The sequence below is a fragment of the Parashewanella sp. 2210YD4-3 genome, from assembly GCF_056591735.1.
In genome coordinates, this window is the sequence record NZ_JBWQOG010000012.1 from 106,630 (window position 1) to 127,227 (window position 20,598).

A 20,598-nucleotide genomic window follows, 5' to 3' on the forward strand; every position below is an offset into this window, starting at 1 on the left:
GGAGTGAGTAGCAATGAAAAAGATTGAAGAGCACCTTTCTAACTATAAAAGTGTTCATCTGAACACCAGTAATATCATTACTCATTTTATTGGTATTCCCACCATTATTTGGTCAATCATGGTTTGGTTAAGTTTATTTAGCTTTTCTCTTGGTGCGGGATATGAAATTTCTGCAGCCATGATTTTGGCAATAGTGGTGATGGCGTATTATTTTTATCTCAACGTCAAATTAGCTATTGGAATGTTGATTCTTTTTGGTCCCTTACTTTGGCTTGCAAATAGTATCTCTGTCATTAATGAAAGCGGTTTGGTAGCGCTAGTGGTTTTTATTATTGGCTGGATTTTACAGTTTTTAGGCCATAAATATGAAGGAATGAAGCCAGCATTTATTGATGACTTAAGCCAACTCTTTATTGGTCCTTTATTTCTTGTAGCAGAGATTTATTTTTCCTTTGGTTGGCTTAGAGAGTTGAACCAAAAAGTGAGTGAACAAGCGATTGAAAAGCGCATCAAATTGGATGCACTTAAAATGACAAAGTAGAGATATTTATAGCCTGATATCGATCAGGTTCGTTTCTAGAACAAACCTAATTCATCTATTAAAGCTCGGTCTTCCTCACTAATGTGGGGATTATCTCCAACAGCAACAGTTTGTTCAGAATCCATCCAATTGTGTAACTCATTATTTTCTTGCAGTCTTCTTTCAAGTTTTTTTTGTGTGGTAGCTTCAGTTTTCTGAGTACCTTCATCATTTGTTACTGTGAGAGCATTTGTAATTACTGTTACTCCAGCTTGTACTGCTGGCGCAATATTTAAAAATCGAGAAATATACGCTCTGCGCATAACTCTTACATCTTTACGCCTAAAAAGTGCATCTACTTGATAGCTGTTATTCTTTGTTGCAATAGTAGGCTCTGCCTTAGGATGAACATCAGCAGTATCTGCAGCTAAAGGTTTTAATTCAAGAGGTGCTTGTGTTGATGTTATGGCTGTTTGTATATTTACTCCATTAGCAGCTGGTAACATAATATTATCCATGATGAGGGTTGATGTCTTAAGTATGATTCAAATAATCCTTTAGTTTCTTAAAGTTAAATTAAAAGTGTTTTAAGTTTGTTGAGGAGTAGAGCAAACGATTCCTACTTGAATCGTGGATTTTGAAGGAAAAATAGTGAAGACAAGGTTATTTGGGAATAAGAAAGCACTGAAAAAAACTTCAGTGCTTAGCGCTGATAAGATCAATGCGTTTGTTTATAAAATTGAGGCATAACTCTTACTGTTTTAATCATATTTCCAGCTACTTCAACCACTTCAACAGGATAACCCGCTAAACGTAAACTGGTTCGTTCGGTTGGAATATCTTCTAAATATTCTAAAATCAATCCGTTTAGTGTTTTAGGGCCGTCAATCGGCATATTCCACTTCATTTCTTTATTGAGGTCACGAACGTTAATTCCTGCATCAATCAAATAGCTGCCATCTTGTTGAGGAATAATTTCTTCGCTCGGGGTTGGTAACATCGAGGTAGTAAAGTCGCCAACGATTTCTTCTAAAATATCATCTACAGTAACTAGACCTTGAATATCACCGTATTCATCTACCACTAAGGCTACGCGCTCTTTATTTTGCTGGAAGTTAGCAAGCTGAGTGTTGAGTGGTGTTCCTTCAGGGATGAAGTACAACTCTTTCACTGCACGAAGTAATGAAGACTTGCTGAATTGTTGTTTTGATTGAAGACGCAGTGCGTCTCGTAAATGGATAAAACCTACCGCATCATCAATGTTATCTCGATAAACCAACACACGGGTATGAGGGCTTTGGATCACCTGTTTATTGATGAGTTTAAAGTCGTCATTCATGTTGATGGCATAAATATCTGAACGAGGCACCATTACATCTTGAACCGTCATTTTTTCTAAATCTAAAATCGACAGCAGCATATCTTGGTGACGTTGTGGAATAAGAGCACCTGCTTCGTTTACTACAGTTCTCAATTCTTCTTGAGTTAAGGCATTGGCGGATGTCTCTTTATCCGTACCTAAAGAGCGTAAAAAGAACATAGTGATCAGGTTAAGCCCGTAAACCAATGGACGCATAATTATCGCTAGAAAGCTTAAAATATAGCTTGATGGAAACGCGACTTTTTCAGGGTGAAGTGCCGCCAGTGTTTTTGGCGTAACTTCTGCGAAAACCAGAATAACTAATGTGAGAATACCAGTAGCAACAGCAACCCCGAGATCGCCAGACATACGATGGCCAATCTCTGCCGCAATTACCGGAGCAATGATGTTTACAATGTTGTTACCAATGAGAATCAAACCAATTAAACGGTCAGGTTTCTCTAACAGCTTAGAGGCTCTTTGCGCACCACGATTACCACTCTCTGCAAGATGGCGCAGACGATAACGATTTAAGGTCATCAGGGCGGTTTCTGAGCTTGAGAAATAAGCTGAACACATGATAAGAATTACAAGGGTAACCAGAAGGGTTCCGGTTGAGATAGCGTCCAAAAAGGGCTCCGTTAGGTGATTAAACTGACAATTAGCCCGAAGTTATCGAGCTTTGAGGCTATCATTGTGTTTAATAGCCTCAGTGTCAACAATTTTACGAAAGTATCAGCTCTTTGACAATTCTTGCGCCAAAGTAACCAGCCGATAACAGGGTTGCACCAGTAAGAGTATAAATCACTGCGGTTTTAACTTTCACACCTATTTGATATTGCTGCCAAAGCATCGCGATATACACAAACCAAGCAATTATCGATAGCACAGCCTTGTGACCTTTACCTTCTGCAAACATATCATCTAAGAAGATAAAGCCAGTAGCTAAAGCCAAGCTCAGCAAAATAACGCCAATAACTACCAAGTGATATAGCTGCTTTTCGACAGTCATTAACGGAGGAATAGCGGGGCTCATGATTAATTGCTTACTTTTAAGCTTGTGTTGAATGACGGCAAGTTGAATGGCATATAGAGCGGCAATCATCAGGGTGCTGTATGCCATTAAAGATAAAATGACATGAGCGAGAACTTCAGGGTATTGCTCAAAGTGATAGATATATTCAGGCGGCACTAACCAAAGCAATGCCACAGAAATAATGGAAAAGGCGTAAATTACAGGAACAACGACAATAACCTTCATTCTGATCAACACAATCGTAAAGGTAAGGGCGATAATCCAGTTAACCAAAGATATTACATTGGTAAGGCTAAAATTTTGACCATCAGAGGTGATAATGGCTTCGCTTAGTGCAGCACCGTGAAGAGATACAGCAAACGCAGCAATAAGCACGACCAATTTTCTATTTGGCCCTTCAGTATGAAATAAACGGCTAGAGACTAGATAAAACGCCCAGCAGTAGAAGAAAATAGCGGCGGCAGAAAAAATAACCATTTGAGTATAACCTGTCCTGAATTAGTGTCCTTAAGCCTAGAAAAGAGATTAAGAGCCTTGACTAAACTCTCTTCTACAAAATCAAAATATCGCTAAAAAACAGAGAGCTTTAACGTTTTTTCTAGGTTTTGATTGATACGGTAAAATTTAACTGTTTTTTGCGCTAAGAGCGAGTTTAATTTTCTGTTTCTAGATAGAAATGAGAATTCTTACCACTTTTAGGTTGGTGACAAATCAAAAAATCTTAAATGAGAATGTCCTCATTGATAAGTATTTGAGTATAATAGCCCCAATTTTTTAGATGGATTATAGGTAAAGCTCAAGATATGTTTGAGAATCTTAGTGACAGACTGTCCCGTACCTTAAAGAATATCAGCGGCCGTGGTCGTCTGACTGAAGACAATATTAAAGAAACACTACGTGAAGTGCGTATGGCTTTATTAGAAGCCGATGTTGCTTTGCCTGTAGTTCGAGAGTTTGTAAAAAGCGTAAAAGAACGTGCGGTAGGTCAGGAAGTTGCTAAGAGCCTTACTCCGGGCCAAGTATTTGTCAAAATCGTTCAAAACGAGCTTGAAAAAGCCATGGGTGAATCTAATGAAGCATTAGATTTATCGGCACAACCGCCAGCGGTTGTGATGATGGCAGGTTTACAAGGTGCGGGTAAAACCACCTCGGTAGCCAAGCTTTCTAAGCTATTAAAAGAACGCCATAAGAAATCAGTATTGGTAGTGAGCGCTGACGTATACCGTCCAGCAGCTATTAAACAGCTTGAAACCCTTGCAAGCGAAGTTGATGTTGAGTTTTTCCCATCTGACATTAGCCAAAAGCCAATTGACATTGCCAATGCGGCGATTGCTCATGCCAAGCTAAAATTCATTGATGTGGTGATCGTCGATACCGCTGGTCGTCTTCACGTTGATGAAGCGATGATGGATGAAATTAAAGAGCTTCATGCCAGTATCAACCCTGTAGAAACCTTATTTACTGTTGATGCAATGACAGGTCAAGATGCGGCAAATACCGCTAAAGCCTTTAATGAAGCACTGCCGCTAACCGGTGTTGTATTAACTAAGGTTGACGGTGATGCGCGTGGTGGTGCTGCACTTTCGATTCGTCATATTACCGGTAAGCCTATTAAGTTCTTGGGTGTGGGTGAGAAGACGGACGCACTAGAGCCATTCCACCCAGATCGTGTTGCTTCTCGTATTCTTGGTATGGGTGACGTATTGTCCCTTGTCGAAGAAATCGAGCGTGGTGTAGATAAAGAAAAAGCCATGAAGCTGGCTTCGAAAGTGAAGAAAGGCGGTAAATTCGACCTTGAAGACTTCCGTGAACAGCTCGCTCAGATGAAGAACATGGGCGGCATGATGAACATGATTGAAAAGCTGCCGGGTGTTGGGCAACTACCACCTGAAGCATTAGCACAGGTTCAAGATGGTAAGCTGACCAATCAAATGGAAGCCATTATCAATTCAATGACCAAAACCGAACGTGCTCGTCCTGATTTAATTAAAGGATCACGCAAACGCCGTATTGCCGCAGGTTCAGGTACGCAAATTCAAGACGTCAATAAACTGCTTAAGCAATTTACCCAAATGCAAAAGATGATGAAGAAGATGTCATCTAAAGGCGGCATGACGAAAATGATGCGTGGCATGAAAGGTATGATGCCACCGGGAATGAAGATGCCGGGCCGTTAAAATCACGCATAAATGATCATTCACCGCATAATTTGACCAATTTAGTTGCCTTTTTTCAAAAGTCAGGTAAAATTTTGCGGCTTTCTTTTCTGGAACTCTACGCGAACACAGGGTTCCAGTTTTATTTTTTACCGAAAGGTAAACGTTAGAGGATTTATAACGCATGGTTACCATTCGTTTAGCTCGTGGCGGCGCAAAAAAGCGTCCATTTTACAACATCGTAGTTACGGACAGCCGTAATGCTCGTGACGGTCGTTTCATCGAACGTTTAGGTTTCTTCAATCCTTTAGCTAAAGGTCAAGAAGAGACTCTACGTGTAGATCTAGACCGTGTTGAACACTGGGTAGGTACTGGTGCTCAACTTAGCGATCGTGTTGCAAAACTGATCAAAGACGCTCGTAAAGCAGCAGCTTAATAGCGTTAAGGTATAAATTGATGAGCAATAACCAACAACCAGTCGTACTTGGTAAAATTGGCGCCAGTCATGGTGTTAAGGGTTGGATAAAAATCACGGCTTATACCGACTCTGTTAAAGGTATTTTTGATTACTCACCTTGGCTGCTTAAAGAAAATGGCCAATGGAGAGAGGTAAAGGTTACTGACTGGCGTCAGCAAGGCAAAACGGTGATTGCTTCAATAGAAGGAATCGAAAACCGTGAGCAAGCTCAATTACTCACTCATTGTGAAATTGGGGTGATGGCAGATGAAATGCAACAATTGCCGGAAGGCGAGTTCTATTGGAAAGATCTAATTGGTTGCGAAGTAATTAATACCAAAGGCTACAACATGGGTAAAGTTGATCAGTTACTTGAAACTGGTTCCAACGATGTACTTATGGTGAAAGCCAATATCAAAGATGCATTTGGCAAAACGGAACGTTTGATTCCTTTTGTCACAGAGCAATTCATCCTTGAGGTGAAATTGCCTGAAAAACAAATTTTAGTGGATTGGGAGCCGGACTTTTAAGGATGTGGCTAGGGATCATTACTCTGTTTCCAGAGATGTTTCGCGCGGTTACAGACTTCGGAGTTACTGGACGAGCCGTTAAAAACGGCTTATTAGAGGTGCAGTTGTGGAATCCTCGTGATTTCACCCATGATAAACATCGCACTGTGGATGACCGACCTTTTGGTGGTGGCCCTGGCATGTTGATGATGGTGCAACCTTTAAGAGATGCCATTCATGCTGCTAAAGCGGCAGCAGGCGAAGGCGCAAAAGTGATTTACCTGTCCCCTCAAGGGCGTAAGCTTACCCAAAACGGGGTTGAGGAATTGGCAGAAAATCAAAAGCTGATTTTGGTGTGTGGTAGATACGAGGGTATTGATGAGCGCATTATTCAGCAAGAAGTGGATGAAGAGTGGTCGATTGGTGATTACGTGCTTTCGGGCGGTGAATTACCAGCGATGACTTTGATTGATTCAGTATCGAGATTGGTTCCTGGTGTGCTAGGAAAACAAGCCTCAGCCGAGCAGGACTCGTTCTCTAACGGCTTATTGGATTGCCCCCACTATACGCGACCTGAAACTTTGGATGGTGTTGGTGTCCCAAAAGTATTGCTAAGTGGCAACCACAAAAATATTGAACGCTGGCGTCATCAGCAAAGTTTGTTAAGAACTTTACAGAGACGACCAGAACTATTTGAAAAGCTAGCTCTGACTGACCATCAAATGGCGCTTTTGTCTGAAGTAAGCAGTAAGACAGAAAATAAATAGCCTAGGCTTCAGTTACTACTAGGACGGAGTAATAAATGAACAATATCATTAAAATGCTCAACGATGAGCAATTAAAAACTGACGTACCAGAATTCGGCGCAGGTGACACTGTAATCGTTTCAGTACGTGTTAAAGAAGGTAACAAAGAGCGTCTACAGGCGTTCGAAGGTGTTGTTATCGCTAAACGTAACCGTGGTTTGCACTCTGCATTCACTGTTCGTAAAATTTCTAACGGTGAAGGTGTTGAGCGTGCTTTCCAAACGCACAGCCCAGCAGTAGCTAAGATTGAAGTTAAACGTCGTGGTCGCGTTCGTCGCGCTAAGCTTTACTATCTACGTGAGCGTTCAGGTAAGTCTGCACGTATCCGCGAAAAGTTGGCTAAGTAATAATTACTTAAGTCATAGTAAACAAAGACGTAGTGTTCGCACAGAAAACCGCCCTAGTGGCGGTTTTTTGTTGTCTAAATTTTAGTTCGACGACATAATCAAAGTTTATTCACTCAGGGTAACTCTTTGTCATGTCAGAAAAAACCACAGAGCCGTTAGAGGCGTTGCGGACTCAAATTGATGCTGTTGATCAGCAATTGTTGGATTTATTGAGACAACGTTTAGATTTAGTCAAGCAAGTGGGACATGTAAAGCAAGAGGCTGGTTTACCTATCTATGCGCCAGAAAGAGAAGCGGCTATGCTCAGTAAACGCCGTGCAGAAGCTGAAGAGATAGGAGTGGAACCGCAGTTAATCGAAGACGTGCTTAGGCGCTTAATGCGTGAGTCCTATCAGAGTGAAAACAAAAGTGGCTTTAAGCAATTGAATCCAGATTGTGGTGATATCGTCATCATTGGTGGTAAAGGGCACATGGGACAGTTGTTTACTGAAATGTTTAGATTATCTGGTTATCGTGTTCGTTGTTTAGATGAAGGTGATTGGGAACAGGCGCCCCAATGGTTTGAACAAGCAGGTGCCGTTATTATTACCGTTCCAATTTCAGCAACTTGTGAATTGATCCGCCATAGACTTACAGAACTTCCACCTCACTGTATTGTTGCCGATTTAACTTCAATCAAATCAGAGCCGTTACAAGCGATGATGGAGTCTCACAAAGGCCCTGTAGTCGGACTTCACCCTATGTTTGGTGGCGATGTACAGAGCATGGCAAAACAAATTATTGTGGTTTGCCACGGAAGAGGGCAAGCGCAATATCAATGGCTTATTCAACAAATGGAAATATGGGGAGCCAGTTTAGTTGAAGCCTGTGCAACTGAGCATGATGAAGCCATGCAAACGGTACAAGCATTACGACATTTTTCGACCTTTGCTTATGGGGTTGCGTTATTCAATTCGCAAGCGGACGTTGAAAAACTATTGCAATATAGCTCACCCATTTATCGATTAGAGCTGGCTATGGTTGGGCGTTTGTTTGCTCAAAACCCCAAACTCTATGCTGATATCATTTATGCACAACCTGATAGTATCAACAAAATCAGTACATATTCTTCCAGTTATCAAGCGTTATTAACCATGTTGAGAGAAGGAGACCGACAGGCTTTTATCCATAAGTTTGTTGAAGTTTCTGAATATTTAGGTGATTTTGCAGAGCAATTTCAACAAGAAAGCCGAGTATTACTTCAATCTGCTGCTGATATGATTAACAAACGCTAATATCCGCTTCATGACGCTTGGCCAATAAAACAATATATTAAGCCTCCCAAAATTTGGTTGTGGTGAGGCATTGATGTTTCTAACGGGAAAACAATTATCTACTGTTCTTCAAAGTCAGTTTGGAGGACTTGAGCAAAATCCAGCAAGATTTACTACTGGGCTTATTTTCAAAGAAGGCTACAAGGTAGTCTTTGATAAGGAAAGCAAAGAATTACAGACGTTCTTCATTGACTGGTTAAATACCCCGCAACAAGTAACAACTGAGAGTCCCACAACAGAAAGTGAAGAGTTTGCACTTAGGTTTCGAAATAGTGTTTTGATAGCAGATTCGACACCTTTAGAAGCAGCAGACAGTACCTTACGTCGCTGTTCCAATGATGAAGCATTATTAAACTTTTTTTTAGAGTGCTCAGGGCGCAAACGTATTAGTTGGTTCAAGCATTTATTACAGCAAGTGGATGGCGAGAGCGAAGTATTACCTGTACAAAAGATAATTGAATTACTCAATATGATTCACCATAAAGAACCTGGTGTGTGTCAAGACGTTTTAACGGCACTTGTAGCCGAAAGAGGTGTGCTCAAAAAATTATTGGTATGTGGTCATAGCGATTACAGTTTTGTGAATAGTATTGTCGACCATAATCAGTTAATTAATCTGATTAAAGCGTTAGATAGTAAGCAAAAAGCTGCGGTGCTGAAAGCAAAGAGCCAAGTTTCCCAGCTTAAAGAAACTGAGGATGGCACCGCAGCATATTTTGATCCTCAATTTATTACGAACTTTGAACCTGAGTTATTGGCCGCTGCTGCAAAGCACTGGCCTGCAAAGCTGACGGCACATTTGTTATCAGATCTTCCAGAAGCACAAGCTAAAGAGACACTATCTATGCTGCCATCAGTTAAAGCGGCAAATGCACTTTACGCTATGCAGTTTAAACAAGATACAGTCGAGACGTTTGTTATTCAGGACGAAGGGTACATTTTGCTCGATGAAATTCCGAGTGTTCAACATAATGACCAAGAAAGTAAAACGCATTCCAAGAAACGATTCTTGACGCTATTGTTGGCAGCAGAACCAGAAGTCACAACAGGCTGTTTATCCTTGTTTGACGTTAGTAAGAGAAGAGAATGGTTCGAAGTCATCGCTACCATGCCTGCAAGTATGCCACAACAACTCAACCAATATGCTATGGCATGTCCTGATGGCTTTGCATCCATGTTAGACACAGATAGAAATCAGGCTGTTGTGTGGGTGAAGGATTTACAGCCTGACGCTATTGCTCACTTGGCACAATTAGAGTCATTTAACTCAATATTTGATTTAGTCTTTAACCCGATAGACGAAGCATCTTGTAAGCAATGGGTTCAAGCTCTGAGTAAGCAAAGAACGGTTGTTGACTTGCAATGCAAACAAAGCCCTCATTCAAATGATGATATGAAAGCTAAGCTTAATCAGCTTGATGGCGTACTCAATTCTTTAATGGCTAAATTAATTGAAACGCAGCTTAATGAATCTGCCGAGAGTGCAGCAGTGAATATGGCTAATGAGCAAGGAACTAACGATGTAAGAGGACCGATTCCCATAGCTCGTGGAAGTACAATAGTTGAAGCTGACGACGGACAACAAGAACCACAAATGGAGTTAATGGTAGAGCCGCTAGAAGTTAGACCTGTGAATCAAACTATTGTGGATTATATCGAACGTCCAGAGTCTATAGCTATTGTCTTAAATTCGATGTCTTGCTCTGAGGGGAGTTCCGCTCCTTTTATTTCCATGTGTAAAATGTTACTACAGCAAAATCCAAATACCTTTTTGCAAGTATTACTTTGTCTAGATGATGCCCACTATCATTCTATGCATGATGAGTTACAAATTTTTCGTAAGTATCAACGATTGCAGTCAAACTTAACTTTAGAAGTATTCAAAACCTTACCTAAAGAAATAAATCACATTCGAGCCAGCCAATTGATGTTAACGGTATGGAATGAAAAGAGTGACACATCAGGGGTAACGGAGTTCTTTAGTGATCCGGAAAATCAAGCATTATCTTATTTGTTAGCAGAGTTTGAACCTTCTGCCATGAAAGCGGTAGTTAATAGCATTGATGATTCAAAGGGTTTGTTGATGGGCTTTGTTCCTATTATGCAAGATAAATTTATCAGGTCAATAAATAGGCCGGAAGATCAATCCAGGTGTGAGTTTTACGGCAAGCTGAAGTTGGTATTTGGTGAAAAAGCTTCAGTAGCAGAAATGGCTTCGTTTGTCGCTGAGCTCAAATATGGCCGCGTTGAATTATTATTAGCACTTGATCATGAAGAAGCTAGAGTGTTGGTAAGTGCTATAGCTAAAGATTCACCAGCTTTAATTGATCAGCTCATAACTGAAACAAGAGGAATGGCCACACCATCTCTAGTTGAGGTTGTTAAGCTATTCCCTGAAAATTGGGTAGCGAGTATGGTGCGCCAACTTGAACCAGATGTCATTGCCGATTTATTTCTTTCTTCTCAAAATGTTCACGATGACATTTTGACTAAAAAATTGGCCAAAGCCTGCTTAACTTGCGGTACTAAATACTTTATAGCGGGTCTAGCTCATATTTATTCATTGGATAACAGGGCACTGATAATTAAGAATTACTTCGAATTAATGGATACAGAGATTGTAAAAGTAAGTTGCCTAGCGCAACTACCTGTAGCTGTAATTGCTGAACTAATGATTGAATATAGGGATGATTTTAGAGTTGCTAGTTACCTTGAGCAGGGTGTTATTGATAAAGTAAATGTTGAACTGACAAGGTTAGGTGTAGCTGATGAAGCGTTAATCCAAAAGTTGTAAAATCTAATTGGGAACGCCCTCTAGAATGCTGAGGATCTATCAGTTTTGGTTGTAACCAAAGTCATTAATGAAATCTTATCATTTATCTTGGGATAGATTCTCAGCTTAGTTGGAAATGATAACTGGTTTCCTCCATGTAAGGTTTTAACAAGCGGCCTTGCTAGGCCGCATATTCTTCATCTTCAAACTCGTCATCACCGATCACTTCCTCAACGTACTCGGGAGTATCTCGACGATTAGCTGTTGGTTTATCTTGGGTTCGATTCAATTGCTTTTGTAGCTTCTGTCCCATGGCTGTAATGGCGGAATATAGGTTATCGCTTTTTGCTTGAGCAAAGAGTTCTCCATTTGGAATACCCACTGTCGCTTCAATCTTAAATAGCTGTTTTTCTTGCGTAATAATAATATGAGGATTGATCAGCGGTACATCATGTCTCGAGAGTTTTTCTAATTTCGCTTCGATACGCTCTCTGATGCTAGGAGTTACTTCAAGGTGTTTGCTCGTAATTTTTAACATATTTCGAACCTTCTTGTTATTGCTTCCGTGTATCCAGACTACCAAATGTTTTCATAAAAGAAATGATCTTTGTCACATTTTTTTTAAAATAGGTTTACATGGAGCAAATTTGTTCGAACAGCTTTAAATTGGTTACAAACTGATAAAATTTGCTTGAATATGGCTCAAAATAGCCGCATATTTGATGGGATTTGTTGGACGCAAATTTCGATAAACGTGTTTTAATCTGTGGGGAAATGATGTCGAAAGCTGGAATTGAAGTGAAAGTTTGGGATATTCCAACTCGTTTATTTCACTGGTTACTGGTCGTATTAATGGGACTGTTATGGTGGAGTGGTGAAAATGGCGAAATGGAGTTACACCAAATTTTTGCTTATAGCCTAGCTTCAATTCTGCTATTTCGTTTGATTTGGGGCGTAATAGGGAGTGACACAGCTCGTTTTAGTCAGTTCATCGTTCACCCAGTAAAGACACTGAAATATGTCTCTCAGTTAAAGAACAAAAATGCGCCAGAATTTGCAGGTCATAATCCTGCTGGCGGCTATATGGTCATTGCACTTTTGTTCATTGTGAGCATGCAACTGATCACAGGACTCTTTACTACCGACGATATTTTCACGGAAGGCCCTTTATACAGCTATGTCAGTTCAGAAGTTTCAGGTGTATTAACTTGGCTACATAAAAATACATTTAATGTTATTTTAGGTTTAGTCATGCTGCATGTGCTTGCTGTGGTCGTTCATACCATTACAGGCGAAAACCTTGTTCCAGCCATGTTTCATGGTAAGAAAAATTTATCTGAACAGCCATCGAAACCACTTAGTTTTCGTTCTAGCTTGGTAGGACTAACCATTTTAGCCGCTATTTTGGGCATCATTGGCTATATCTTAATTTGGCCTTTGATAATGCAGTTATAGTTGAACATAAAAAGCGAGCTATTTATTAGCTCGCTTTTTTGTTAAGAAAGACTAATCAGTCTTTCTTATAAGCGTCATGACAGCCTTTACATGTCTTCGCTACTGCACCGAATGCTTTTTTCAGTTGACCATGGCTTGCGTTATTATTTGCCGCTTGAGCCAGCAGTTCAGAATTCTTGATGAAGGTTTTCATCTTGCCTTCAAAGTCAGCCATTTTAGTATCAATTTTAGCTAGTGCTTCAGTATTCCCTTTGTATGAACCTGGGATGAATGCTTCTAAAGGTAATTTAGCTAGAGCAGCAACATTTTCAGCTCGTTGCTTAAATACAGCTGCATCCATTGGTTTTTTCTTTCTTAGCATTTTTGACATATCACCGAAGTTATATGCGATCATGCTAAATGAAGATTGACGATATTCCACAGCCTTTTCAGGCTTTTTAAAGTTGTTTGCTAGCGCAGGTGTCATCATCGTTGCAGTTAATGCTGATGCCACAATCAGTTTTTTGAACATAGTCACGTTCCAGTTTTATTTTTCGTTGTCGGAAGATTGTAAACAATAAGCTTATTTATTGGAACGAAAATCACACATTTTACTTTCATGCTCAAGTAACCAACGTTTTCGTTCTAAGCCACCACCATAACCAGTCAATGAACCATCTTTACCAATAACTCTGTGGCAAGGAATGATGATACCAATGCGGTTCATGCCATTTGCAGATGCTACGGCGCGTACAGCTTTCGGGTTGTTAATGGCTTCAGCTTGCGCTTGGTATGAGCGAGTATCACCATAAGGAATCGTTTGTAGCATCTCCCATACTTGTTGTTGAAACTCAGTTCCAGGGGCATCAAGTTTGAGATTGAAATCGGTTCGTGTACCTTCGAAATATTCTAATAGTTGCTGCTTTGCAGCCTGTATATGTAGGTTCTCACCTATGATGATGTTGGCATCAAGTCTCTTTTGTAGATCTTTAAACTCGGTTTCCAACATTCTTCGATCTACAAATTCGACTAAGCATACGCCATTATCTGTCGCACATATAAACATCGGTCCAATTGGGGAATCAAATCGAGAGATTCGAATAAGCTGTTTATCTTTTGAATGTTTTGGGGATTTTCCTATGACTTTCTTGAAGGTGTAACCAAAACCACTGAGTGAGTCATAGCCGCTGTCAAGAGCGATGTCTGTTGTCGTTTTTCCTTGTTGGAGTTCTTCAAAAGCCGTGTTGATTCGAAACATGCGTTGATAGGCTTGAAAAGTGATCCCATAGTGTTTTTTAAACCAGCGTCGTAGATTTTCAGGGTTGATCTCTTGCTGTCTTAATTGGTAGTCCGTAACTTTTTGTTTTGGATTATCCTGCACCAGCTTGATTGCTTGTTGTACTTCCTCTGGAGCATCATGGCTATTTGCTGTTGGTTTGCAGACTTTACAAGGACGATAACCTGCGTTGAGCGCGTCTTTTATGCCTGTAAAAAATTCGACGTTTTCAAACTTAGGTTTTCTGGCTCGGCACGTTGCGATACAGAAAATATTAGTGGTTTTTACTCCAACAATAAAACTGCCAAGATAGCTTGAATCTCTTTCTAATAATGCTTGGTAATAGGTATTTATCTTTTTGGGATCAGTTATGTGCATGGATACAATCGTCATAGTATTTATGAGGTGTACCTTACCGAATGATGCTTATGACTCACAACCGAAAAATTGACAGGTATTTTTTACCAGTAAGAAGCAAATGAAGATAGTCGAATAAGTGGACAATGATATTGTAGGTAATGATGAACCCTTACTGGGCTCATCATTTAATGCTCGGTTTTAGTGACCGCAGCTATCACCCGGAGCATGGATATGACCGTGAGCGAGTTCTTCTTCGGTTGCTTCACGTACGTCAACAACTTCAAGGTGGAAACTCAAATCTTTACCTGTAAGTGGATGGTTACCATCGACAATGATGCTGTCATCTTTAACATCTGTAACAACAACAGGTACTTGACCGCCGTCAGTTTCTGCCATGAAACGCATACCTGGAACGATATCTTCAATTTCACCAAATGCTGTTAATGGTACTTCTTGGATTAGTTCTTCTTGTGGCTCGCCGTAGGCATCTTTCGCTGCAACTTCAACGTCAACTTTTTCGCCTTTGGCTTTGCCTTCAAGTGCCGCCTCTAATGCAGGAATCATATTGTTAGCACCATGTAGATAGTACATAGGCTCAGCTGCGAATGAATCCTCAATCAACTCTCCAGTTTTTTCAGAAAGGCGATAATGTACGGTAACTGCACTGTGTTTGGTGATTTTCATAATTGCTCCAAAAGTGATTTTGCGAGGATGATAGCATAATACTAATTTACGTTCAGATGTGATCTACAACAGATCGATCATTATTGAATGTTAATTGGTATTGATACAAAAAGAGCGCCAAAAGGCGCTCTTTAAGTTATCAGAAAGGTATTAAGCTAGGATATCGTTGTAGTCCAATTGAAAGTTATTATCTATTTCTTTGAGTTCTTTCAATAGCTTATGTTTATCTTTTAGGGTTTCGATTTCACGCCATTTGCGCTTTTTATTAGAGCTTTTCGTTCTTGTTGGTCTTTCAACAACGTTGTCCAATACACTCGCATAATCCAACTGTCCCATAGCAACCTCCTGTTGTTTGATCGAACAATTCATAAATATCATGATTTGTATGATTAGTGCAAATACTTTGTTTTTATTTTGTTAAATTTTATTGTTCTGACTTAGGGACAATCTAATGGGTAATTATTACTTTAAAATGACAGGCGCGAGTTGAGGTTAAAAAAGGCACTCGATTGAGCGCCTAAGAGAAAAGCTAGATTTTATTACTATTGAAGCAGCTAATAAGTGCATTAGTAGATGCATCAAATTTATTGCATTGATTATGTGGGTTAAGTTCAGCTAATACATTTACACCAAGCACTTTGCCAAGTTCTACACCCCATTGATCAAATGAGTTGATATCCCAAATGGCACCTTGTACAAACGTTCTGTGTTCATAAAGCGCAATAAGGGCACCAAGTGTCTTCGGAGTGAGTTTATCCATCAAAATAGTATTGCTTGGGCGATTTCCTGGCATCACTTTGTGTTTAGCAATTACATCTTTTTCTGCATCAGATAGTGATGAGTTAGCTAATTCAGCTAATGATTCTTCATATGTACGGCCTTGCATTAAGGCTTGAGTTTGGCCAAAACAGTTAGAGGCCAACTGAGCGTGATGTTCGCCAAGTGGGTTATGGCTATTTAATGGCATGATGAAATCAGCAGGAATTAACGCAGTACCTTGGTGGATTAACTGGTGATAAGCATGCTGGCCATTTGTACCTTCGCCCCCCCAAATCACAGGACCTGTGGTGTAATCTAGGTCATCACCCGCAAGGTTGACTGATTTACCGTTACTTTCCATATCCAACTGTTGGATATAAGCGGGTAAACCACGTAGGTAGTGATCGTACGTCAATACTACTTGTGATTGGCTACCGTAGAAGTTGCTATACCATAGTGAAATCATGCCCATTAATACAGGCATGTTTTTCTCTAATGGTTGAGTTGCAAAATGCTCGTCCATCTCAGTGGCACCAGCTAGAAGCTCTCTGAACGCATCAAAGCCGATTAAAAGTGCTACTGGCAAACCGATAGCAGACCACATTGAGTAGCGACCGCCAACCCAGTCCCACATTGGGAAGATATTACTCGCATCGATACCAAATTCCGTCGCTTTTGGTACGTTCGAAGTAATCGCAACAAAGTGTTTTGCTACGGCTGATTGTTCAGCGCCAGAATCCAATAACCATTTTCTTGCTGATAAGGTATTAGTTAATGTTTCTTGAGTTGAAAAAGACTTTGAAGACATTACAAATAATGTCGTTTCAGGATCTAGGCCTTTAAGTTTTTCAACAATTGATGTGGCATCTACGTTAGCAACGAAATGACAATTAAGGTGACCCGTCCAAAATGGACGTAATGCTTGAGACGCGATTTTTGGGCCTAAGAATGAACCGCCGATACCGATACTTACGATATCAGTGATGGTTTTACCTGTATGACCTTTCCAAGCACCTTGGTGAACGTCAGCAACAAACTTTTCCATTTTAGCCAGTGTTTGCTGAACTTCTGGAACAATGTTCTCACCATTGACTCTAATGTCTGCATTTTTATCTGCGCGAAGTGCTGTGTGCAATACGGCTCGATTTTCTGTGGTATTGATGGCTTCACCAGCAAACATAGCTTTGATTTTAGCTGGAAGATTAGCTGAGTTAGCTAATTCAATAAGTAGTTCGAGCGCTTTATCATCGAGACGGTTTTTAGAATAGTCGAATAAAAAACCACAGCTTTTTAGAGACATTTTTTCAAAACGTTGTGGATCTTCTTTAAATAACTCACGCATATGCTTGATGCTTGGCTGATGAGATGAAAGAGCTTGCCAAGCTGAAGATTCGGTTAGATGGGACATGTAACACTTCTCCTGAAATAAGTCCTTTAACAATTTACTCAAAAAAACAGGCGACCTAAGTCGCCTGAGTATTTTATAATTTTTTAAGCTTGTAACTTTGATTTAAGCATCACTTCAAGCTTATCTTGATCTATAGCAAAATTTCTAATGCCTTCTGCTAGTTTTTCAACCGCCATAGCATCTTGGTTAAACTGCCAACGGAACTCTGCTTCAGTAAGTTGTATAGATTCTTTTTTACTAGCATCTACAGGGCTTAATTTGCGCTCAACGTTTAGATCTGAATTGGTAAGCTCTTCTAATAGTGAAGGACCGATAGTAAGCCTATCACACCCTGCTAACTCTATTATTTCACCAGTGTTACGGAAGCTAGCACCCATTACAATAGTGCTATAACCATGTTCTTTATAGTACTGATAAATTTCAGTGACAGATTGAACACCTGGGTCTTCCTGTGCAGTGTAATCTTTTTGGTGAGCTTTTTTGTACCAATCTAGAATACGACCTACGAAAGGTGAGATCAGATATACGCCTACTTCAGCACAAGCTCTAGCTTGAGCAAAGCTAAACAATAACGTTAAGTTACAGTTAATGCCTTCTTGCTCTAGCTCTTTGGCGGCGGTAATGCCTTCCCAAGTAGAGGCGAGCTTGATAAGGATACGAGACTTATCAATTCCTGCTTCTTGGTATAGCTTTATAAGCTTGTGTGCTTTAGCTATGGAAGCTTCTTTATCAAAAGATAAACGTGCATCAACTTCGGTCGACATACGGCCTGGCACATATTTAAGAATTTCAACACCAATGTTTACTGCCAATTTATCAGCAGCATCTTCAATTTGTTGCTCAAGATTATCGCTTTGAGATTTTGCCCAGTTAACGGCATCTTCAATCAAATTTGCATACTGTGGAATTTCAGATGCTTTTAAAATAAGAGAGGGGTTGGTGGTGGCATCTTCAGGTTGATAACGTTTGATACTTTCGATATCACCAGTATCGGCAACTACGGTGGTGTGTTGCTTTAGCTGTTCTAAGCTGTTTGTCATGAGATACTTCTTAACATAAAAAGAGTTTTCAGTATTAAAAACTATTTTAAAGTAAATTCCAATATCTTGAAATTAAATTACTAAAAATACTTAAAATGGATGAGTTTTTTGGCTGATAATGCACGTATAGAAGTAAAAATGTAACTTAAGTTACATTTTAGCTTGAGAGGGAAAAGCAAACTCGGCTAAAGCGCATATAAAGTTAAATAGGCTAAAACAGCGTAGCGGCTTGCTTTTCCTAGAGTGACGAGAGAGAAAAAGTGCAGCAAATTAACCCTTAACAGTCCTGCAATCAGGGTCAGCGGATCACCGATGACTGGTAACCAAGCAAAGCACAATGACAAAGTACCGTATTTTTTATACCTTTGTTGAGCTTGCTGTAGCTGATTATCCGAAATTTTAAGCCAACGTTGAGCTTGTCCTTGGGAAAGATATGCACCAATAAGATAATTGGTGTAAGAACCGAGAACATTACCTATGCTCGCGACAACGACTAATGCTGTCGGTGATAATCCTGATATCAATAATGAAATCAAAATAACTTCTGAGCCAAGAGGTAGTATAGTAGCGGCTAAAAATGCAGCAGTAAACAGTCCTGCATACCCAAAATCAACTAAAAATTCCATAAGCTGTTATTGCCAAAAATGCGATATTTTACCACAAGAAGAAGACTATATTCGCACTAATAGTCGCTGTGAAAACAATATTGAAACTGGCTAAAGATGGGCTTTTATCTATAGTTATTTTAATTATTTACCAAGTTCAAGGATGACTTATGTCAAACTCATGTATTCGAGTTATCTTAATTGTGTGCACTCTATTCTTTGTATCGATCTCAAAAGCAGGAGAAGCTACAGATATCCAACTAGAGATAACACCAAAAAACCAACGGTATGCAACGTTAACGATTAATAAAACCATTGGTTTTTTACATGTAAGAGATGTTACCTCATTTTCGAATCTAGGCTTGTTAATCAGAGAAAAAAACAGTGGCCAAGAAATTATTATTAAACCAACCGATCCTCGCTCAGAAATCGCAGCCTCATCAGCTACAGAGGTATCAAATGGAAATACCCTCTATGATCGAACGATAAATGATGTTCGCAACCCTAGCCAGTTAACGAGACTGATTAAAGTTGAGTTCACTAGACCAATAGTCATAGACAACCCGTTTAACGCTTCTAAACCGCAAAATGGTGCTGCGTTCATGGGAAAGAAAGAGTATGCGGTATTTTTAATAGATGATAACGACAACATCATCAGTGATGCAGGTGAGGAAACAAGCAATAACAGCATTCCTGTAGAGTTTATTGGTGGCAATGGTCAGCCTCTTAAAATTTATATAGAAGGTGATATAAATTTTAAGAATGCTTTGCGTCCTTTAGTAAAAGAAAAAGGTAGAGGTAATCGTCCTTTATCAGAAGTTGAGGAATCATTCGCTGAAGATTTCACCAAAGATGTTAATCAGATTACTGCTTTTTATCTCGGTTTACAAAAAAGTTCAAACCTGAAAATAAACATAAACAAAGGACATTACGTTAATGCGCTGAAAGTTTATAACGCTGATGGTCAGGTATCGGAGCTTCAGAAAAATACTCAAGTTTATGTCGATAATAGTAGTGATGCCGTATTTATAAGTGTAATCCAGCTATCAGGTGTAAAATCAAAAGTTGATGCTCATGGTGAGACGTTTGATGAGTTTGGTATCTTACCTAGTGTGTTGGAAACGGTAACCATAGATTCCAGCAATGCTTGGGTTGAGTCTGGTTTTAATGGTCGATTACCGAAATCTGGTTGGTATGAGCCTGTTCTCTACAGAGGAGCAAGAGATACAGACGCGTTTCAGGGTATTAAAATAGGCATACCAAAACTTACTCAAGTCTCAGCTAATATTTCTATAAGGAAAATTGAGATTGATAGAGAAATTTTACGACTAATCACTAACGTAAATACATCTCAAGGAAATTATTATTTCGACCCTAAGTTCATAGAGCAAGATGATTTTCATCATCAGCGTTTTTTTATTGTTTCAAGTATTGATAAAGATGGTCGTCTAACTTTGGAATCGTTAGAGAAAAAATATGGCGGCACAGGCTCTCTCTCTTTTAATTTATCGTTTAAGAATGTAGCTAATGGCGATCAAGTTTGGTATGGCAGTTCAGTCCGTTGGTTTTCAGCAGGTAAATCCGAGGAGTTAATTATTAGGGATGGTTACCTTGGTTGGCATGATCCGCAAGGAAAATATGCATTCCTTAAACTTCATGGTGGCCAAGCTGCTACAGGGAAGTACGCACCAAAAGTTGGTACGGTATTTGTGTTTAATTGGGCTAAGTGGAACTAGATATAAAAACCGCATTAAA

Annotated in this window: 20 protein-coding genes and 1 pseudogene; 10 read left to right on the forward strand and 11 right to left on the reverse strand. The window is 39.7% G+C overall.

All coding sequences use genetic code 11. The features are described 5' to 3' along the window. The first annotated feature begins 13 nt into the window (after positions 1-13). The gene (locus AC1EU0_RS16295) at positions 14-541 is read left to right on the forward strand and encodes an Mpo1 family 2-hydroxy fatty acid dioxygenase (RefSeq protein WP_480303626.1); all 528 of its coding nucleotides are present in this window, start codon (positions 14-16) and stop codon (positions 539-541) included. A gap of 35 nt (positions 542-576) precedes the next feature. On the opposite strand, the gene AC1EU0_RS16300 is transcribed toward AC1EU0_RS16295, so the two are convergent. From AC1EU0_RS16300 to AC1EU0_RS16310, 3 genes are all read right to left on the reverse strand, one after another. Beyond that, complete coding sequence (locus AC1EU0_RS16300; RefSeq protein WP_480303627.1) at positions 577-1,026, reverse strand: hypothetical protein; 450 nt, start codon at positions 1,024-1,026, stop codon at positions 577-579. Between the two features lie 212 nt (positions 1,027-1,238). Next, the gene (locus AC1EU0_RS16305) at positions 1,239-2,510 is read right to left on the reverse strand and encodes an HlyC/CorC family transporter (protein WP_480303628.1); all 1,272 of its coding nucleotides are present in this window, start codon (positions 2,508-2,510) and stop codon (positions 1,239-1,241) included. Positions 2,511-2,604: 94 nt separating this feature from the next. Continuing rightward, a complete protein-coding gene (locus AC1EU0_RS16310; protein WP_480303629.1) occupies positions 2,605-3,393 on the reverse strand; it encodes a cytochrome C assembly family protein in 789 nt (262 codons plus the stop codon). Between the two features lie 326 nt (positions 3,394-3,719). On the opposite strand from AC1EU0_RS16310, the gene ffh reads away from it, so the two are divergent. The 7 genes from ffh to AC1EU0_RS16345 all read left to right on the forward strand — a co-directional run bounded on the left by ffh (position 3,720) and on the right by AC1EU0_RS16345 (position 11,298). Next, positions 3,720-5,093: a signal recognition particle protein gene (gene ffh / locus AC1EU0_RS16315; protein ID WP_480303630.1), complete on the forward strand. Its 1,374-nt coding sequence runs from the start codon at positions 3,720-3,722 to the stop codon at positions 5,091-5,093. Positions 5,094-5,256: 163 nt separating this feature from the next. Beyond that, the gene (gene rpsP / locus AC1EU0_RS16320; protein WP_133406201.1) at positions 5,257-5,508 is read left to right on the forward strand and encodes a 30S ribosomal protein S16; all 252 of its coding nucleotides are present in this window, start codon (positions 5,257-5,259) and stop codon (positions 5,506-5,508) included. A gap of 20 nt (positions 5,509-5,528) precedes the next feature. Continuing rightward, complete coding sequence (gene rimM / locus AC1EU0_RS16325) at positions 5,529-6,059, forward strand: ribosome maturation factor RimM (RefSeq protein ID WP_480303631.1); 531 nt, start codon at positions 5,529-5,531, stop codon at positions 6,057-6,059. Positions 6,060-6,061: 2 nt separating this feature from the next. Next, positions 6,062-6,805, forward strand: a complete 744-nt coding sequence (trmD, locus tag AC1EU0_RS16330; protein ID WP_480303632.1) for a tRNA (guanosine(37)-N1)-methyltransferase TrmD — start codon at positions 6,062-6,064, stop codon at positions 6,803-6,805. Positions 6,806-6,840: 35 nt separating this feature from the next. Further along, positions 6,841-7,191 carry a 50S ribosomal protein L19 gene (gene rplS / locus AC1EU0_RS16335; protein ID WP_480303633.1) on the forward strand — a complete coding sequence of 117 codons (351 nt, stop codon included), beginning with the start codon at positions 6,841-6,843 and terminating at the stop codon, positions 7,189-7,191. Positions 7,192-7,322: 131 nt separating this feature from the next. Next, positions 7,323-8,465 (forward strand): bifunctional chorismate mutase/prephenate dehydrogenase, encoded by a 1,143-nt coding sequence (tyrA, locus tag AC1EU0_RS16340; protein WP_480303634.1) that lies wholly within the window; start codon positions 7,323-7,325, stop codon positions 8,463-8,465. Between the two features lie 73 nt (positions 8,466-8,538). Beyond that, positions 8,539-11,298, forward strand: coding sequence for a hypothetical protein (locus tag AC1EU0_RS16345; RefSeq protein WP_480303635.1), 2,760 nt, complete (start codon positions 8,539-8,541; stop codon positions 11,296-11,298). A gap of 160 nt (positions 11,299-11,458) precedes the next feature. On the opposite strand, the gene hpf is transcribed toward AC1EU0_RS16345, so the two are convergent. Then, positions 11,459-11,815, reverse strand: a complete 357-nt coding sequence (hpf, locus tag AC1EU0_RS16350) for a ribosome hibernation-promoting factor, HPF/YfiA family (protein WP_480303636.1) — start codon at positions 11,813-11,815, stop codon at positions 11,459-11,461. A gap of 239 nt (positions 11,816-12,054) precedes the next feature. Between hpf and AC1EU0_RS16355 the strand changes: the two genes are divergently transcribed. Next, positions 12,055-12,732, forward strand: coding sequence for a cytochrome b/b6 domain-containing protein (locus tag AC1EU0_RS16355; RefSeq protein WP_480303659.1), 678 nt, complete (start codon positions 12,055-12,057; stop codon positions 12,730-12,732). Positions 12,733-12,787: 55 nt separating this feature from the next. Here the strand turns inward: AC1EU0_RS16355 and AC1EU0_RS16360 are convergent, their stop codons facing one another. From AC1EU0_RS16360 to AC1EU0_RS16390, 7 genes and pseudogenes are all read right to left on the reverse strand, one after another. Then, positions 12,788-13,243: a c-type cytochrome gene (locus AC1EU0_RS16360; protein WP_480303637.1), complete on the reverse strand. Its 456-nt coding sequence runs from the start codon at positions 13,241-13,243 to the stop codon at positions 12,788-12,790. 51 nt (positions 13,244-13,294) lie between these two features. After that, positions 13,295-14,365, reverse strand: a complete 1,071-nt coding sequence (locus AC1EU0_RS16365) for a bifunctional transcriptional activator/DNA repair enzyme AdaA (protein ID WP_480303638.1) — start codon at positions 14,363-14,365, stop codon at positions 13,295-13,297. A 186-nt stretch (positions 14,366-14,551) separates the two neighbouring features. Next, a pseudogene (locus AC1EU0_RS16370) lies at positions 14,552-15,031 on the reverse strand (FKBP-type peptidyl-prolyl cis-trans isomerase); the annotation flags it as partial. Between the two features lie 150 nt (positions 15,032-15,181). Then, complete coding sequence (locus AC1EU0_RS16375; RefSeq protein ID WP_121837265.1) at positions 15,182-15,367, reverse strand: DUF3545 family protein; 186 nt, start codon at positions 15,365-15,367, stop codon at positions 15,182-15,184. Positions 15,368-15,560: 193 nt separating this feature from the next. After that, positions 15,561-17,198: a glucose-6-phosphate isomerase gene (gene pgi, locus AC1EU0_RS16380; protein ID WP_480303639.1), complete on the reverse strand. Its 1,638-nt coding sequence runs from the start codon at positions 17,196-17,198 to the stop codon at positions 15,561-15,563. Positions 17,199-17,281: 83 nt separating this feature from the next. Beyond that, complete coding sequence (tal, locus tag AC1EU0_RS16385) at positions 17,282-18,238, reverse strand: transaldolase (protein WP_480303640.1); 957 nt, start codon at positions 18,236-18,238, stop codon at positions 17,282-17,284. A 185-nt stretch (positions 18,239-18,423) separates the two neighbouring features. Continuing rightward, positions 18,424-18,864, reverse strand: a complete 441-nt coding sequence (locus tag AC1EU0_RS16390; RefSeq protein ID WP_480303641.1) for a YqaA family protein — start codon at positions 18,862-18,864, stop codon at positions 18,424-18,426. A gap of 149 nt (positions 18,865-19,013) precedes the next feature. On the opposite strand from AC1EU0_RS16390, the gene AC1EU0_RS16395 reads away from it, so the two are divergent. Continuing rightward, on the forward strand, positions 19,014-20,579 hold the full coding sequence (locus tag AC1EU0_RS16395) for a hypothetical protein (protein ID WP_480303642.1): 1,566 nt from the start codon (positions 19,014-19,016) through the stop codon (positions 20,577-20,579). The last annotated feature ends 19 nt before the right edge of the window (positions 20,580-20,598 follow it).